The sequence below is a fragment of the Catenulispora pinistramenti genome, assembly GCF_018274385.1.
Classification (GTDB): Bacteria; Actinomycetota; Actinomycetes; order Streptomycetales; family Catenulisporaceae; genus Catenulispora; species Catenulispora pinistramenti.
In genome coordinates this window covers 12824-30021 of the sequence record NZ_JAAFYZ010000124.1, presented here as the reverse complement: position 1 = coordinate 30021, position 17198 = coordinate 12824, and the positions used below count along the sequence as shown (strand labels likewise).

Genomic DNA, 17198 nt, shown 5'->3' with positions numbered 1-17198 from the left:
CTCTCGGAGGCGGCGGCCCGGTCGGAATCAGCTGCGGGCTCGGTGGCGGGCTCGGGCTCGGGCTCGGGCTCGGGCTCGGGTTCGGGTTCGGGCTCGGGTTCGGGCTCGGGCTCGGTTGTCGACGCCTCCGCCTTGGCGGCCTCGGCCTCGGCCTCGGCCTCGGTCTTGGTCTTGGTCGCCTCAGCCTCAGCCTCATCCTCAACGGCCTCGGCACCGGCCGCGTCGATTTCCGGCGCGTCCGGCTCCGACTCGGCAGCCTCAGCCTTCACGGCCTCCGACTCGGCAGCCTCGGCCTCCACGACCCCAGCCTCCGACCCGGCGTCCTCGGCCTCAGGCCCGTCCTGATCCGCCTCGCCCGCTTCGGGCGGGACCGTCACAGCCTCGGCTGCCTCAGGCGCGGTGCTCGGCTGCCCCTCGTCGGGGTCGGCGTTCATGACAGTTCCCTTACTTCCCCCGCCGCACACGGGCACCTCGACGACGTGACCGGGTCCCTGACCAGACCCAGCTAATAGCGGCCCCAACCCTACCGTCGATCGCGTCGCCGTTCGAATACCTGTGTAGCTCCCGCTGATACTCGGGATTCGCGAAATCGAACCTTGACCCGGCATCTCCCCGCGAAACGCCTAAGCCTTCCACCCCACCCGCTCCAGCATCCGAGGCGCGACGACCCCAGTCGCCGTGGCCGTCGCGGCCGAGGCCAGCACCGTCCCCCAAGCCATCGGCCCGAGCGGCGTGCAGCCGAAGAACTGGCTCACGCCCGGCGTCTCCACCACCGCGATCAGCGCGACCGCCGACACCGCCGCCGTGGCTATCACCAGCGGGCTGTGCCGCGCCGTCAGCAGCGTCTGTCCCAGCTGCGTGCCGACCAGTGCGCCCAGGCCCATCGTCTCCGCGCGGCGCGGGCGGCCCGACACGCGGCCGATGCCCCAGGCCAGGCCCGCGCCGAGGGCTGTGGCGCCGCCGCGGACTGCCAGCGTGCGCTTGAATTCCGAGTCCCACAGGTCGCTCACCGGGCCTGATGCGAGCGGGTCCTCGCCGCTGTTCGGGCGGGCCGGGGCCAGGGCGACGGCGAGGGCCGGGAGCATGTCCGTCAGCATGTTGACGAGCAGCAGTTGCCTGGTGCCCAGGGGCGCGCGGCCGGAGATCGCGGTGCCGAGGACGGTGAAGGCGACTTCGCCCGCGTTGCCGCCGACCAGGATCGACGCCGCGTCGCGGACATTGCCCCACAGCGTGCGGCCCTCGCGCAGCGCGTCGGTGATGCGGGCCGGATCGGGTTCGGCCAGGACCAGGTCGGCCGCGGCTCGTGCGGCCGCGGAGCCGTGGCCGGCGATGGCGATGCCGACGTCCGCGAGCCGGATCGCCGCCGCGTCGTTGGCGCCGTCGCCGGTCATCGCGACGATGCGGCCGGCCTCGCGCAGGGCCTGGACCACCCGCACCTTCTGCTCCGGCGACACCCGCGCGAACACGGTGGTGCCGGTGACGCGCTCGGCGCGTTCGCGCTTGCTCAGCCGGTCGAACTCGGCGCCGGTGAGGACCAGCTGCGCCTCGGGGATGCCCAGCTGTTCGGCGATCGCCACAGCCGTGTTGGGGTGGTCACCGGTGATCATCGTGACCCGGACGCCGGCCGCCGTCAGGTCCGCGACCGCCCGCTCCGAGGTCGGGCGCGGGGTGTCGGCGATGGCGATGAAGCCGATCAGCGTCAGGTCGGTGACCAGCGTGGCGACATCGAGCTCTGCGACGTCCTCGATGTTCTCCACCACCGGGTGCGACTCGGCGATCGCCAGCACCCGCAAGCCCTTGCGCGTCAGCCGGATCGTCGCCTCCACGGCCTCACGGCGCCGGGCCGCACTCAGGGTGTTGATACCGCCGTCCCGCGACCGCACCTGCGTGCACGCCTCCAGCACCGTCTCCGGCGCGCCCTTCACCGCCAACGTCAGCCGCGTGCTGTTGGTCCCGATCGAGGCCGCGTACCCGCGAGTGGTCTCGAACGGCAGCTCCGATATGAGGTTCCACTTCTCGTCCCGCCCCAGATGCCGGTGCGCGGCCTCCACCACCGCCCCGTCCGTGGCGTGCGCGAGCCGCCGGGCCGCGCCTTCCTCCACCGCCGGGCAGGCCCGGGCCGCGAACCGCAGCAGGCGACTGCCTTCCTCGCTGTCCAGCGGCAGGTCGCCGTCGAGGTCCGCGAGCCGCGTGACCGACAACTTCCCCTGCGTCAGCGTGCCGGTCTTGTCGAAGCAGACGGTGTCGACCCGGCCCAGCGCCTCCAGCGTGCGCGAGGAGCGCACCAGCACGCCGCGCTGCGACAACCGGCGCGCGGCGGCGAGCTGGGCGACCGTCGCGACCAGCGGCAGCCCCTCGGGCACCGCCGCGACCGCGACTGCCACCCCAGAAGCCACGGCCCGAGGCAGCGGCACGCCGCGCAGCCCGGACAGCCCGGTGACCGCGATCCCGCCGACTCCGGCCGCCGGCAACGCGATCCGCGTCAGTTCGGCCAGCCGGGCCTGGATCCCGGCCGGCGGCGGGGCCGAGCCCGCGACCGCCGCGGCCCGTCCGGACTCAGTGTCCTGACCCACCGCCACGACCAGTGCGTAGCAACTCCCTGCCAGGATCGTGCAGCCCTCGTAGAGCATGCACGCCCGCTCGTCGAGGTCCGCCCCGGGCGTGGCGGCCGGGAGCTTGGCCACCGGCAGCGACTCGCCGTTCAGGCTGGACTCGTCGACCTCCAGATCCAGCGCGGTCAGCAGCCGCACGTCGGCCGGGACCACGTCGGTAGCCGCCAGCTTGATGACGTCGCCGACCCGCAGCGTGGTGGCCGGCACGTCGAGCGCCGAAGCGTCATCGAGCCCCGCGAGCCAGCCCGCACCCGAACCGGAATCAGCAGGCTGCCACTGGACCTGATGCGCCAGAATCTGCTCGCCCATCAGCAGCCGCCGCAGCGCCTGCTCGGCCCGCATCCGCTGCGCCCCGCTGATCACCGCGTTGCCGGCCATGACCCCGGTCACCAACAGCGCGTCCACCCCGGAACCCACGATCGCCGAGGCCGCCGCACCCAGCGCCAGCACCGGTGTCAGCGGATCCCGCAACTCCTCGGCGACCGCGCCGACCAATTGAGCGGTCTGCGACGCCAGCGGCAGCCCGCCGAACATCCGCGCCGTCTCCCGCCCGGCGTCCGCGACCGCCGCGAACCGTCCGCGCGGCGCCACCTCCGCCGGCTGCTCCCGGCGCGCCCGCTCCACCCGATCGAACGCCTCACGGGCCGTCAGATCGTGCCAGTTGCCCCGGATCGACGGCTCCGGCGGCGACTGCCGGGCCACGCGCAGCGCGCTCAGCGTCCCGCCGAAGATCGCCGCCGCCATCGCGCTGTGCACCGGGCTCAGCGTCAACGGCCGCGCGGTCCGGCGCCGTCCGGTCACCGCCAGCAGCGCACCGAGCGCCGAGCCGCCCAGCGCCAGTCGCGCCGATCGCTCGCTGACCTGCCGCGCGGTGCCCACCGAACGCAGCACCCGCCACGGCTGGCTCAGCCCCGGGCCGCACAGCAGCTCCGCCGACCAGCACACCGGCCGGCCCTCGGCGACCACCGCGACCCCGATATCGGCGGCGCGCAGCGCCTCGTCATCGGTCCCTGATATCGCCAGCACGCCGCTGCCGCCGAGCTGCATCAGCCGGATGTAGTCCAGCAGCGGCGCGCCCGGTGCGACCACCTCATCGGCCCACGGCAGCAGATCGGAGACGCTGTCGTGCTCGGTCAGCACCACGTGCGAGGCCGCGTCCCGGGCCGCCGCCAGCAGGGCATCGGCCAGCGGGTCGGTCTCCACGCCGATACGTACCCGGCCCCGGCGCGTGCCCTCGGGATCCAGCACGTCCAACGTCAGCGCGACCGGTCCGCCGATCGTGCCGTCGAGCGCGTCCTGCGGCTTCTCGAAGCTCCACTCGCCGACGGTCCACGGCCCGGAGCCCACGAACCGCGAAGTGCTGGAAGTACTGGAAGTACTGGAAGTACTGGAGGACGCTATGGACGACGCTATGAGCGCCTGTTCGGTCGCGGCCCAGATCTCCCGGTCGGTGGTCGCCGGATCGGTCGCCACGGCGCTCAGGATGCGCGGCCGGTCGGTACACAGCGTCGAGGAATCGATGGCCACCAAAGAGATCCGGTCCAGGCGGCGCAAGCTGGACACGTCCATCGGGACCACGCCGTGCCGCGACAGCTCCCAGTCCAGCATCGAGGCGAACGCCTCGCGGCCGAGCCGGGCCGCCTTCGGCATCGTCGCGAGCATCAGATCGCCGGCGCGCCCCGGATCCCGGGTGGCGGCCAGTACGCCGCCGGCGCCGAGCAGCGAGGCCAGGGCCGCGCGGTCGCCCAACTTCTCAACGGGTCCTTCGGGGAGCGGGACCGGACGAACAGAGCGGCGCGGGACCTCGCTCGGCAGACCGGAGCCGTCGCCGACCAACTCGCGTTCCCGGCGGCGCCAGACCGCCTGCCGGGCCCGGGCCTCGGCGAACCGCAGCGCGTGGTGCGTGCTGTCGATCAGGATCGGCTCAGGGCCCTGAGCCAGCGCGTTGAGCGTGCTGTTGCTGACCGCGAACAGCGCCTCGGTGTGGGTGCGGCCGATGCGGTCCTCGACGAGGTGCCGGATCCGGGGCGTGGTCTCGGCGATGAGCAGCGGGACGCGCAGCGCCTGGGGCACGGCCGGGAGGCGCATGACGCGGCCCGCGACCGCGACGCTCAAGCCGACCGCGTCGGCGGCGAGCGCGATGACGGCCATGTTGACCGGCGCGTCGGCCGAGGGGTGTTCGGGCTTGGCGCGGGAGAAGGTCTCCTCGTCGGTGTCGTGCGCTTCCTCGGCCGCCTCGATGACCTCGATGATCGCCTCGACATCGAGTTCCTGCTCGTCGAAGTCGATCAGGATGTGCTGGGTCACCGCGTTGATCTCGGCCCAGCGCACACCCTTGAGCTCACGCAGCGCGCCGGTCAGGTGCGTACGCAGCGCGTGGTGCCGGGCGCCGGACCCGGTCAGGCCCTTGACCTCGACGTGCGCCCGGCCGTCGGCGGACCAGACCCGGCGGCCCGCGCGGGTCGGACCGGTCGCGGCGAACCCGGCGACGGCCTCGACCGCACCGAGGGATCCGCTGGCCAGCGTCCCCACGGCGTCGACCGCGCCCATGGTGGACGCGGCGGCGAACCGTACGGCGCCGACGGCGACTCGGTCCATCCCGAACAGCATCTCAACTCCCGGATTCGTCACACGGTTTTCACCCTGACGTTGGGCGGCGTATGAACTGGCTATAAGTTGGTGAGTCTACGGCGCAAATCACGACTCACTGAATGAAGGGGTGAAAAGCAGTGGCAGAGGCAAAGGATCAGACCACGGCGAAGCCGAGAACGCGCACCGCCAAGACGGCGGCGAAGGCGACGGTGGCCAAGACCGCCGCGAAGCCGACGGTCAAGGCGACAGCCAAGACGCCGGCGGCCAAGGCGGAAGCCCAGCCAGAGGCCAAGCCAGAAGCCAAGGCCGCGCCCGAAACCACGGCGACCGCGGCCCGAACTGCGACCGAAACCGCGACCCCGGCTGAAAACGCGACCCCGGCCAAAACCGCGACCCCGGCCAAAACCGCGACCCCGGCCAAAACCGCGACCCCGGCCAAAACCGCGACCCCGACCCCGTCTCCGAGCGTCTCCGAGCCGGCCGCCACCCAGACCCAGACCCAGACCAGCAAGACGGAGGCCGAAAAGCCGGTGCGGTCCACCCCGAACGCCGACGAGACCACCCACCGCGTCTCGGTGACGATCCCGCTCGACGGCGCCGTCGTCGGCATGGCGGTCAAGGCCGCGACCCTGCCGCTGACCGCCGCCAAGAAGGTCGCGCAGAACAAGAACGGCATCCCGGCCTACGTCGCCGTCGGCAGCCTGGCTGTGATCGGCGCCGTGGAGTGGCCCGTCGTCGCGGTCGGCGGTCTGGGCCTGGCCGCGCTGCGGCGCTGGGGCCCGCTGAAGCCGACTCAGAATCAGGAGCCTGCCAAGAGCGCGTAGTCGTCGCTCCGCCACCCCACGGCGGAGCGCCCACGTCCGCCGCGCGCGATTTGGTCGATCGGCGCTGGAGATCTGGCCGTCCAACGTTCACCCGCACCAGGTGGCCGCCGAGCGCCGGGGCGTCTGTACTGCTTCGTAGAACAGCGAAGCGGAGAGGACGCATGTCGATCACCATCACCTTCCCCGCCACCATGGGTGACGTGACCCGCGCCGTCTCCGCCCTGGCGGAGCCCTGCCTGGTCGCGGCCGCCGCTCTGGTCGGCGCCGGACCCCTGGCCCAGGTTCTCCTCGCCGGTGCCGTCCGCCTGACCCGGGGCGTGGACGTCGAGATGCGCGACGGTGAGATGCACATATCCTTCGATTGACGGCCGTGGCCCCTATCCTTCATCTCAGGTTGTGCGCGTCCTCGCGTTCTCACAATCCGAGTTCCATCTGGCGGCCTCATCGTGAGTAACGTGCGTATAGCCGTCATCACCGAATCGTTCCTCCCCCGGGTCAACGGGGTCACGAACTCGGTTTGCCGCGTCCTGGAGCAGTTTGCCGAACGAGGGCACGAAGCGCTCGTCATCGCGGCGAAGCCGGGACCAGAACGGTACGCCGGGCACGAGGTGGCCTCGGTCGGGGGCTTCGCCCTGCCGGGATACCGGTCGTTCGTCCTCGGGATGCCGATGGCGCGACTGGTCGGCAAGCTGCGGGAGTTCCGGCCCGACATCGTCTACCTGGCCTCGCCGGTCAGCCTCGGCGCCGCCGGCGCCGCCGCCGCGCGCAAACTGGGCATCCCGTGCGTCGCGGTGTTCCAGACCGACATCGCCGGATTCGCCCGGCGCTACGGGTTGCGCGGCACGGACAAGGTCATCTGGTCCTGGCTGCGGCGGATCCACTCCCAGGCCGACCTCACGCTGGTGCCGTCGACCGCGACCCTGAAAACCTTGGCCGACCACGATTTCCCACGCTTGGCCCTGTGGCGTCGCGGGGTCGACGCCGACCGCTTCCACCCCCGCTACCGCGACGAACGCCTGCGGCACGAGGTCGCGCCGAACCGGGAGACCGTCGTCGGATACGTCGGCCGGCTGGCCCCGGAGAAGCGGGTCGATCTGCTGGCGAATCTCAGCGGGCTGCCAGGCGTGCGGCTGCTGATCGTCGGCGACGGCCCGGCCGAGGCCAAGCTGCGCTCGGCGTTGCCGAACGCGACCTTCACCGGCTTCCTGGACGGCCTGGAGCTGTCCCGGGCCTACGCCAGCCTCGACGTGTTCATCCACACCGGCGCCAACGAGACCTTCTGCCAGACCGTGCAGGAGGCGATGGCCAGCGGCGTCCCGGTGGTGGCACCGGCGGCCGGCGGCCCGCTCGACCTGGTGACCCCGGGGCACACCGGGCTGTTGTACGACCCTGATTCAGTGTCCGAGCTGCGGTCGGCGGTGATGCGGTTGAGCGCCAACCGCGACCTGCGTTCGCTGTACGGGCTCAACGCGCGGGCCGAGGTGGAGGCCCGCACCTGGAACGCGGTCAGCGACCAGCTGATGGGGCACCTGAACGCGGCCATCAGCGGCCACCGCGTGCTCACCGCCGGGTCGGAGCCCGCCACGCTCCCCGCCAACGCCGCGATCGCCACCACGATCACCACCACGGTCGAGGCCAACGCCGCCGCGGGCAAACTCGCCAGGGGAGTCACGGGTCAGGGATTCCCGGGCACCCCGGCCACGTCCGGCGAGGCCACCCCGGCCAAGACCGGCACCGGCTTCGAAACGGCGGCGTGAATGCCGCCCCGCCCGCAGTTACTCGTCTCCATCCACGACATCGCGCCGGCCAGCGCCGCGGCCACCGAGCGCTGGCTGGCCGATCTCGACGCCCGCGACATCCCGGCCACGCTCCTGGTGATCCCGGGGCCGTGGCGGGGTTCCCGGCTGAGCCAGAGCCCTGATCTGGTCGCCACGCTGCACGCCGCCGCCGCCCGCGGCCACGAGTTGGCGCTGCACGGCTGGGCCCACCGGGCCGGTCCCGACGGCGCACCGTGGCGCCGGGCCGCCGCCCAGCTCCTCGCCCGCGGCGCGGCCGAGTTCGCGGCGCTGGACGTCGCCGAGGCCACGGCCCGGCTGTCCGCCGGGCTGGCGGAACTGGCCGCCCTGGACATCGAACCGGTGGGCTTCCACCCGCCGGGCTGGCTCGCCTCGCCGGGCGCGTTCACGGCCCTGCGGCGAGTCGGGCTGCGCTACACGAGCTCGCACCTGTTCGTGCACGACCTCATCACCGAACGGCGCCACACCCTCCCGGCGCTCTCGCACCGCCCCGGCGGCGCCGGCGAGCTGTTCGCCGCGCGCCTGATGCGCAAATCCGCGTCCGCGATGGCCCGGAACGGCCACTCGTTCCGGGTCGCGCTGCATCCCGACGACCTGCGGCAGCCGGCTCTGCGGGCGACCACGCTCGCCGTCATCGACGCGGCGCTGGCCGCCGGGTACCGGGCCGGTACGTACTCCGGGCTCGTGATGCGCGGCGCAGCCGTCCCGATCCCGTGAGGATCGTCCAGCTCGCGAATGCCTACAGCCCCACCTCGGGCGGCCTGCGGACGGTCGTGGACACGCTGGGCCGCGGCTATGTGGCCGCCGGGCACGAGCGCGTGCTGGTGATTCCCGGCCAGCGCCACTCGCGCGAGCAGGGCGACGAAGGGCTCGTCGTCACGTTGCCGAGCGTGCCGGTCAGCGGCGGCTACCGGATGATCCCGCGGTTCTCGCCGGTGCGGGACCTGCTGGAGGAGTTGGGGCCGGACTCGGTCGAGGTGTCGGACAAGGCGACGCTGGCCGCCGCCGGTCCGTGGGCCCGGTCCCGGGGCGTCGGCGCGGTGCTGATCTCGCACGAGCGGCTGGACGCCGTAGCCGCCGCTCGGTTTCCGCATGCGTGGCGAGCCAGCCACCGGGCGCTGGGACCGGCGCTGAACCGGCGGTCGCGGCGGCTGGCGACCCGGTTCGACACGATCATCGTGGCCTCGTCGTTCGCCGGGCGGGAGTTCGACGGCACCGGGGGATCGCTGTGTGAGATCCCGCTGGGGGTCGACCTGGAGATCTTCCGGCCTTGCGCGAGTTCACCGGCCTCGTGGCCCGAAGTGCCGCGGGGGACCGAGGAACACCCCTGGCGCCTGGTCTACAGCGGCCGGCTGTCCGCGGAGAAGAACCCCGCGGTAGCCATCTCCACCCTCAGGGCCCTGATCGCCGAGGGCCTGCCGGTGCACCTGGACGTCTACGGCACCGGGAACCAGCGTCAGCAGTTGGAGCGCGTCGCCGCCGACTTACCGGTGACGTTTCACGGGCACCTGACCAACCGGACCGAGCTGGCCGCGCGGATCGCGGAGGCCGACGTCGTCCTCGCCCCCGGACCCGCCGAGACCTTCGGCCTGACGGTGCTGGAAGCGCTGGCGTGCGGCACGCCGGTCGTCACCGCGGACACCGGCGGCGCCGGCGAACTGCTCGCCGCGGGTGCCGGTCTGACAGCCACTCCGACCGGCGCGGAGATGGCACGGGCCGTCGCCGGGATCCTGGCCTGGCCGGAGTCCGAACGGCGCGCGGCGGCGCGGCATCGTGCCGAGCAGTTCCCGTGGTCGGCGACCGTCGCGTCGATGATCGACGTCCACGCCTCGCTGGCCGCTCGCGAGCGGAACCTGAGCCGGCGCAAGCGGCGGGGGTTGCGGCGGCGCAAGGTCACCGAGTCGGCGGCGAGGTAGGGCCTCGGGGCCTCGGCGTTCCTGCTCGCTCTTCGGCTCGCTCTTCGACCGGCCTTTCGGTTAGCCCTTTTGACCAGCCCTTCGGCTGGAGTTAAAGAGGCGCCCGCAAACCCTTTAACAGCACCGAAATCAGCCGCCGAGGGTCGTAACGCGAGTCGGCTTCCCGCCCGATGCACAGGTTGCCGACGCCCCGCATCAGCTCCAGCGCGCTGAGTTCCGTCTGGACGTCACCGGCATCGATCGCGGCCGTCAGCAAGGCCGCGCACACCGGCTCCAAGCGGTCCAGGAAGTACGTGTGCAGGGCTGCGAACGTGCTGCTGTCGGACTGGAGCGCGTCGGCCAGGCCGTGCTTGGTGACGAGGAAATCGGTGAACTGGTCGATCCACTGACGCAGCGCGTCGAAGGGCGTCTCGGCGGCGGCCAGCAGGGTCGGACCGGCCTCGGCGCAGGCCTCGATCTGGTGCCGGTAGACGGCGGTGATCAGGTCGGCGCGGGTGGGGAAGTGGCGGTAGAACGTGCCGACGCCCACCCCCGCCCTGGCTGCGATCTGCCGGATCGGGGCGTCCACGCCGTCGCTGACGAAGACCTCGGCGGCGGCCGCGAGCAGCGTCTTCTCGTTGCGGGCCGCGTCGGCGCGCTTGGTGCGGGCCGGCTCCTGCTCGGTGGGCACAGGGTTCCTTCCGACATAGCGGTGGCGCGGTGGCTGCGCCGGGTGCGGTTGACAAAGTGGAACATGGTTCCGGATACTAAATGGAGCGACGTTCCGCTTTTCAGTCTAGCCGAAGGGGAGTCCTCGCTATGAGCACGCTCCACGTCCCTGACGTTCCCGTTTTGTCCTATAGCCCGGTAGTGCTGCCCGTTCCCGGGCGTCCGGTCGATCTCCGGTTGCGGGTCTCGGCGCCGGCCGAGGGCACCGGCCTTCCGGTGATCCTGCTGTCCCACGGACATGGTGGATCGAACAACCTGTCCTCGCTCAACGGCTACGGGCCGCTCGCCAATGCCTGGGCGGCGCAGGGTTTCGTGGTCATCCAGCCCACCCACCTCAGTTCCAAGACCCTGGCCGGCGAAGTCGGCGACCAGCCCGGCGCGCCGCTGTTCTGGCGGTCGCGGGCCGAGGACATGACGCACATCCTCGACCGGCTCGACGTGATCGAGCGGACCGTGCCCCAGCTGGCCGGACGTGTCGACCGGGCAAAGGTCGCCGTCGCGGGTCACTCGCTGGGCGGCTTCACGGCCAGCCTGCTGGTGGGTGCCCAGGTCACGGACACCGACACCGGCGAGGTGGCCGATCTGGCCGAGCCGCGGATCAAGGCGGGCGTGCTGCTGGCCGCGCCGGGGCGCGGGGGCGAGGCGCTGAACGGACCGAGAGCGGCGCTCGTGCCGTTCACCAGCTCGGTCGACTTCGGCACGATGACCACGCCGGCCCTGGTCGTCGCCGGCGACAAGGACGACTCCCGGCACTTCACCGACGTCGGCCCGACCTGGCACGCCGACCCCTACACCCTGGCCCCCGGCCCCAAAACCCTGCTCACGCTGTTCGGCGCCGAGCACGGCCTCGGCGGCATCGCCGGCTACGACGCCGCCGAGACCACCGATGAGAACCCTGAGATGGTCGCGGCCGTGGGCCGGCTGACAGCCTCCTACCTCCGCTCGTCCCTCTTTCCCGGCGACGACGCGTGGCAGACCGCCCGCGACGCGCTGACCACCGGCACGAACGCGTTCGGCCGCGTCGACAACAAGTAATCAGTAATCCAAAGCGAGGAAACCTCCTTCATGAACATGTCGAATCTGGACACTGCGATAGGCGCCGTCACCCCGATCGTCTCCGTCAAGCCGGTCGTGCTGGCCGCACCGGAACGCGGCGACGATCTCCAGGTGCGGGTCTCCGCGCCGGCGAGCGGATCCGCGCTGCCGGTCGTGGTCTTCTCCCACGGCTTCGGCGGATCGCTGGACCTGTACGCTCCGCTGGCCGACTTCTGGGCCGGTCACGGCTTCGTCGTGATCCAGCCGACGCACCTGGACTCCCGGACGCTCACCGTCACCCCGGACGACCCGCGCTACCCGGACATCTGGCGCGTGCGCATCGACGACCTGACCCGGGTCCTGGACCACCTCGACACGCTGATCGCCGCGGTGCCGGGCCTGGCCGGGCGGGTCGACGTCAACCGGATCGCCGTCGCCGGCCACTCCTGGGGCGCGCAGACCGCCAGCACGCTGCTCGGCGCGGGTGTCCTGGACGCCGCGGGCGTCCCGGGCGAGGACTTCGCCGACAAGCGAGTGACCGCCGGCGTCCTGCTCTCGATCACCGGAACCGGCGACAGCCTGTCCCCCTTCGCGGCCGAGCACTTCTCCTTCATGCGCCCGGACTTCGCCGATCTCACCACCCCGGCCCTGATCGTCACCGGCGACCACGACGACTCCCAACTCTCCACCCGGGGCCCCGACTGGTTCACCGACGCCTACCACCTCAGCCCCGGCGCCCACCACCTGCTCACCCTGTTCGGCGGCGAACACTCCCTCGGCGGCATCGTCGGCCACTCCGTGACCGAGACCACCGACGAGAACCCCGAGCGCGTGGCGCTGATCCAGCGCCTGACGACGGCCTACCTGCGGACCGCTCTGGGCGTGGACGCCGAGAGCTTCGCCGCGGCACGCGACGCGGCGGCGCGGAACGCCGGCGAGGTCGGGCGGCTCGACTCGAAGTGAGGCGCGTCAGGGCTCGATGAAGGCGCGCGCGGCTTCGAAGAACTCGCGAGGCCGACCGCCGCCGACGGCCGGATAGCTGGCCGCAGCTGGGAGACGATCCTGCTGCGGCCAGCCGCCGATAGGGCTAACAGCCGCTGTCGGCGATGACGTAGTAGCCCGGGCTCGTCTGCTTCAGGGTGTGGGTGACGAGCACGTTCCACAGGCCCATGGCCTGGTTGGAACCGTCGGCGTAGGTGAGGCCCGCCGCGACATAGGCACGGCCCGCGACCGTCTGGTCGTAGTTGCTCGCGGTGAAGCATTCGGCCGGCGCCGACGAGGACGACGACGTGGGTGGTGTGGACGGCGTAGTCGACGGCGTTGTGGTCGGTGGCGTCGTCCCGGAGTTCAGGCCCCAGAACGTCGCCGTGTAATACGTCGAGCAGATGTAGCTCAGGAAGTACGCGCCGGTCGAACCACACTGCGCGGTCCCCGAACCCGGATCCACCGCGAGCCCGTGTCCCATCCCGCTGATCGAGTACAGCTCGACGGCCGGATTCCCGTTGGCGTCGTTGTAGACCGACTCTGTGGTCCCGCCGCTCAGCGTCTGCGTGCTCGACGCGGTCTGGCTGATGCCCCACACGTTCGTCCACTGGTCGCGCAGCTCCGTGGCGTTGACCGGGTAGACGGTGTAGTCGGCTGTTCCCTGCCAGATCGCGACGCGCGGCCATGGCCCGGTGTATCCGGGGTCTGAGTTGCGGGCCAGGTTGCCCCACTGCGCGGGGGTGAGGTTCTGGCTACTCGTCTGACACGAAGAGGCGGCGGTCTCAGTAGTGGCGCACTGAGCTGGCAGCCCCGAGTCGATCGCCCCGCCGGCGAAGACGTCCGGGTAGTCGGCGAGCAGATCGGCGGTGAGACCGGCGCCGGCGGAGAGCCCGGTGACGTAGACGCGGTGCGGATCCGAGCCGTAGTGGCTCTCGGCGTAGGAGACCATCTCCGCGACCGACTCGGCTTCGCCGTTGCCACGGGTGTCCTTGGTCGAGTCGAACCAGTTGAAGCAGGACAGGGCATTGTTGGCGCTGGACGTCTGCGGGAACACGACCGCGAATCCCCACTGGTCCGCGAACTGGGACCAGCCGGAGTGGTCGTAGTAGTCGGTGGCGGTTTGGGTGCAGCCATGCAGCGCCACGACCAGCGGCGCGCCTTGCGCCAACCCCTGTGGGACGTAGCTGTACATCGCCAGGTTGCCGGGATCGGCGCCGAAACCGGTGACCTGGTTGAGCGACGAGGCGGCATGCGCGGGCGGGGCGCCGGAGGGGACGAGGGTGAGGGCCGAGGCGGCCAGGGTGAGCACCGCCGCCGCGAGCGAGGCCAGTACGCCGCGCCGTCGGCCGGACGGTCTGGCAGCGCTTGATGCAGAGACAGTGCTTGATGGAAAGGCAGTGCTTGATGGAAAAGCAGTAGTGGTGCGGGCCATTGCGAAACCTCCCGTTCACCGTTGGGGTGACGGGACCGTACTGCCGCTGATGCCCGCGAACGATGTCTGTGCGGCCCACAATCGCGGGGCGCGCAGTGGGATCGCTTGGCTTGGCTTGGCTTGTAGTCGGTGCTTCTAGCCTGAGTTAGAGCCTTGTCAGGCAACCTTTGCCCGGGAGCTCGCGAGGTAGTTCGCGACGTGGTTCGTGACGTAGTTCGTGACGGGGCACGGGGGCATGGGGCGCGCCGCGACGGCTGTTCGGGGTTCGGGTTCTTTTTCGGGGGTCCGGAGTTTGCTGGGGGCTGGAGTTTGTGGGTCGGATTGCGGTTGGGGTGTGGGTTCAAGGCTTTTTACGGCCTTCGGTCATAGTTGTGCCGGTTCGGGGTTCGGGTCGGTGGGTGTGTTTGTCGGCTGCCGGTTCGCGCGTTCACAACCCCGCCCCACCTCAGGCCTCTTCAACTCCAGCAAGTCAGGACAAGGGCACAGTCAAAATCAACAGCAAGATCAAGAACTGTGGTGAAGGGCCGGGCCTCCGGCGGGCCTCGGCAACCTCAGGGAAACTAGCGCGGTTCCCTCGGGTGCCTGGGTGAGTCTCAGCGGCGGCGGTACCTGAGGTGGTGCGGTCCGTTCCCCACGGTCGCGTCGTCAGCCCGGGGGGTACAGCACCGGTGTCCGGGGGTAAAGTCCGCGCGCGGCGGTCGGGCGTGTGAGCTGCGGTTTTTGATAGCGCGAACTTGACCCCCGGCCACCGGCACTGTAGGCGAAGCCCTGCCGACGCGACCGAGGGGAACGAACCGAAAACCAGCCGGAGAAGTGCAAAACAGGGGGTGCGGGTACCGGCGGCCCGGCGAGTCCGGCCGCCGGTTCAGGATGCTGACATCGCGGCGGTCCCGAGGTGCGCATTCTAAGCTGGCGGGTGCGGGCACTGGTGTGAGCGCGGGTGTGGCGCGGGTGCTGGGACTGGTGCTGGTGCTGGCTCGCCTGGCTGCCAAGATGGCCACCGCCGGATGGCAGATTGGTCTGGCCATCAAGGCATGCCGCGCCTACCGCACCCGGGCATATTTCTTGACCAACCGACCACCGGCCCGCCGCCACACCCTCACCGGCAGCCGCATCGCAGACCCGCGTTGTCGGTCCCTGCGATTGCCATTCTTCCGGCTGGTTTTCGGTTCGTTCCCCTCGGTCGCGTCGGCAGGGCTTCGCCTACAGTGCCGGTGGCCGGGGGTCAAGTTCGCGCTGTGCGAAACCGCAGGTCAAATGGCCAACCGTCGCGCGCGGACTTTACCCCCGGACACCGGTGCTGTACCCATCGGGCTGACGACGCGACCGTGGGGAACGGACCGCACCACCTCACAGGCCGCCGCCGCTGAGCCCTGACCCGGCCACCCGAGGGAACCGCGCTAGTTTCCCTGAGGTTGCCGAGGCCCGCCGGAGGCCCGGCCCTTCATCACAGCTTTTGACTTTGATCTTGCTTGTGGCTCTTGATCTTGCTCTTGATCTGGCTTGTGCCCGTGCTCTGACCTGCTGGAGTTGAAGAGGCCTGAGGCGGGGCGGGGTTGTGAACGCGGGAACCGGCAGCCGACAAACACACCCGCCACCTCGAACCCCGAACCGGCACAACTATAACCGAAGGCCGTAAAAAGCTTTGAAACCCACAATTAAACAGCAACCCGGCCCGCAAACCCAAGCCCCTGCAAGAAGATCCGAACCCCGAACCGGGCATAGAAGCCCAGTTCACCGTGCTGCGCCACTTCGCCACATAGAGCAGGGCGGCAGGACCCGCCGCTCCATCATCTGGCCACTATCTGGCCAAGCCGCCAAGCCGCCAAGCCGCCAAGCCGCCAAGCCGCCACGTAGACGGCCGCCGCCCACGCCAAATCAGCGCAAAGCATTACCAGGTATCACCAAGCATCAACGATCGGCGCCAAGGCAAACACTTCCCGTTGCCTGATCCGACACTAGGCAGTCTTCTTCCCCACCGCGGCGTAGGTGATCTGCTGCCGGTCCTTCGGCACCGGGCCGTTCGGACGCCACTCGGCGAGCAGCACCAGGCCCGGGTCGACCAGTTCGACGCCTTCCAGCAGTGCCAGGACCTCCGCCGAGGTCCGCACGCGGCACGGCATCGATGAGGCCTGATACGCGGCCTGTACCGCGTCGCCGATCTCGGGGGCGAAGTCCGGGGTGCCGTGGCTGATCGCCAGATAGCTGCCCGCGGGCAGGGCGTCGAGTAGGGTGCCGATCAGCTCGGCGGGGTTCTCGTGGTCCGGCATGAAGTGCAGGATCCCGATCAGTAGTACCGCGACTGGCCGGGTCAGGTCGATGACGTCGGTCAGTGCCGGATCGGCGAGCAGTTTCTCCGGCTTCCGGGCGTCGGCGTGGATGAAGATGGTCCGGCCGTGGTCCTGGTCGGCCATCAGGACCCGGGCGTGGGCCAGGACGATCGGGTCGTTGTCGATGTAGGCGACCCGGGCGTCCGGCGCTATCTTCTGCGCGACCTCGTGCGTGTTCTCCTGCGTCGGCAGCCCGGTTCCGATGTCGATGAACTGCCGGATGCCGGCCTCGGTCAGGAACCGGACTGCTCGGCGCAGATACGCACGCTGTTCCCGGCAGGTGTCCCGCATCCCCGGGTTCCCCTTGAGGATCCGCGCCGCGGCCTCCCGGTCCGCCGGGAAGTTGTCCTTGCCGCCGAGGAAGTAGTCGTACACCCGAGCGATGTGCGCCACCGAGGTGTCGACGGTGGTGGGCAGCCAGTACCCGACCCCCTCCACTGCCTGCTGACGCTGGGCATTCTCGGTCATACGCACCTCCACCCTCGACGGCCGGCCCCGCGTCGGCCTGTTGGGGAATCAGGATACTGTGCCGCGGATCACATTGTGTGGGCGGTGTCTGAGGCGACGTCTACGACCCACGTCACGCCGAAGCGGTCGGTGAGCATTCCGTAGGCGGGCGCCCACGGCGAGGGCTTCAGCTCCTGGAGGATGGTCGCGCCCGCGCAGAGCCGTTCCCAGACCGGCGTCACGTCCTCGACGCTCTGGCCGCGCACCGATTCGAAGAACGGGGCGACGCCCTTGTCGTAGGGGCGGTCGGCCGGGACGTCGAAGGCCATGATGGCGAAGCCGCTGGGGGCGCTGACCTGGCCCCACATGATCTGGTCGGCCTCTTCGGGACGCTGCGCGGCGTTCATCATGCCGTAGGTGATGACGGTCAGCTCGCCGTCGAAGACGTCGCGGTAGAACTCCAGCGCCGCCCGGGCATCGCCGCGGAAGTTGACGTGGGTGGTGGATTTCAGGTTCATGGCA

General features: G+C 70.9%; 12 protein-coding genes and 1 pseudogene. 7 read left to right on the top strand and 6 right to left on the bottom strand.

The window, feature by feature from the left end; all coding sequences use genetic code 11:
* Both KGQ19_RS29650 and KGQ19_RS52130 read right to left on the bottom strand, forming a co-directional pair.
* Positions 1-434: pseudogene (locus tag KGQ19_RS29650) on the bottom strand (VWA domain-containing protein); the annotation flags it as partial.
* 189 nt (positions 435-623) lie between these two features.
* On the bottom strand, positions 624-5243 hold the full coding sequence (locus tag KGQ19_RS52130; RefSeq protein WP_212014961.1) for a cation-translocating P-type ATPase: 4620 nt from the start codon (positions 5241-5243) through the stop codon (positions 624-626).
* A gap of 98 nt (positions 5244-5341) precedes the next feature.
* Between KGQ19_RS52130 and KGQ19_RS29640 the strand changes: the two genes are divergently transcribed.
* The 5 genes from KGQ19_RS29640 (at position 5342) to KGQ19_RS29620 (ending at position 9740) form a co-directional block, all read left to right on the top strand.
* Positions 5342-6028: a hypothetical protein gene (locus KGQ19_RS29640; protein ID WP_212014959.1), complete on the top strand. Its 687-nt coding sequence runs from the start codon at positions 5342-5344 to the stop codon at positions 6026-6028.
* A 161-nt stretch (positions 6029-6189) separates the two neighbouring features.
* Positions 6190-6393: a hypothetical protein gene (locus KGQ19_RS29635; protein ID WP_212014957.1), complete on the top strand. Its 204-nt coding sequence runs from the start codon at positions 6190-6192 to the stop codon at positions 6391-6393.
* Between the two features lie 90 nt (positions 6394-6483).
* The gene (locus KGQ19_RS52125; protein WP_212014955.1) at positions 6484-7785 is read left to right on the top strand and encodes a glycosyltransferase family 4 protein; all 1302 of its coding nucleotides are present in this window, start codon (positions 6484-6486) and stop codon (positions 7783-7785) included.
* Positions 7786-8541: a DUF2334 domain-containing protein gene (locus KGQ19_RS29625; protein WP_212014953.1), complete on the top strand. Its 756-nt coding sequence runs from the start codon at positions 7786-7788 to the stop codon at positions 8539-8541.
* Positions 8538-9740, top strand: a complete 1203-nt coding sequence (locus KGQ19_RS29620; RefSeq protein ID WP_212014951.1) for a glycosyltransferase — start codon at positions 8538-8540, stop codon at positions 9738-9740. The genes KGQ19_RS29625 and KGQ19_RS29620 overlap by 4 nt, the downstream gene beginning before the upstream one ends.
* A 91-nt stretch (positions 9741-9831) precedes the next feature.
* Here KGQ19_RS29620 and KGQ19_RS29615 read toward each other — a convergent pair whose 3' ends face one another.
* Positions 9832-10410 carry a TetR/AcrR family transcriptional regulator gene (locus KGQ19_RS29615; RefSeq protein WP_212014948.1) on the bottom strand — a complete coding sequence of 193 codons (579 nt, stop codon included), beginning with the start codon at positions 10408-10410 and terminating at the stop codon, positions 9832-9834.
* A gap of 128 nt (positions 10411-10538) precedes the next feature.
* Here KGQ19_RS29615 and KGQ19_RS29610 point away from each other — a divergent pair, with 128 nt between their 5' ends.
* Positions 10539-11483, top strand: a complete 945-nt coding sequence (locus KGQ19_RS29610; protein ID WP_212014946.1) for an alpha/beta hydrolase family protein — start codon at positions 10539-10541, stop codon at positions 11481-11483.
* 36 nt (positions 11484-11519) lie between these two features.
* On the top strand, positions 11520-12446 hold the full coding sequence (locus KGQ19_RS29605) for an alpha/beta hydrolase family protein (RefSeq protein ID WP_212014964.1): 927 nt from the start codon (positions 11520-11522) through the stop codon (positions 12444-12446).
* A 124-nt stretch (positions 12447-12570) separates the two neighbouring features.
* On the opposite strand, the gene KGQ19_RS29600 is transcribed toward KGQ19_RS29605, so the two are convergent.
* The 3 genes from KGQ19_RS29600 to KGQ19_RS29590 all read right to left on the bottom strand — a co-directional run bounded on the left by KGQ19_RS29600 (position 12571) and on the right by KGQ19_RS29590 (position 17194).
* Positions 12571-13776 (bottom strand): extracellular catalytic domain type 1 short-chain-length polyhydroxyalkanoate depolymerase, encoded by a 1206-nt coding sequence (locus tag KGQ19_RS29600; protein ID WP_307856552.1) that lies wholly within the window; start codon positions 13774-13776, stop codon positions 12571-12573.
* A 2081-nt stretch (positions 13777-15857) separates the two neighbouring features.
* The gene (locus KGQ19_RS29595) at positions 15858-16697 is read right to left on the bottom strand and encodes an SAM-dependent methyltransferase (protein WP_212014942.1); all 840 of its coding nucleotides are present in this window, start codon (positions 16695-16697) and stop codon (positions 15858-15860) included.
* Between the two features lie 68 nt (positions 16698-16765).
* Positions 16766-17194 (bottom strand): VOC family protein, encoded by a 429-nt coding sequence (locus KGQ19_RS29590; protein ID WP_212014941.1) that lies wholly within the window; start codon positions 17192-17194, stop codon positions 16766-16768.
* Positions 17195-17198 lie beyond the last annotated feature (4 nt).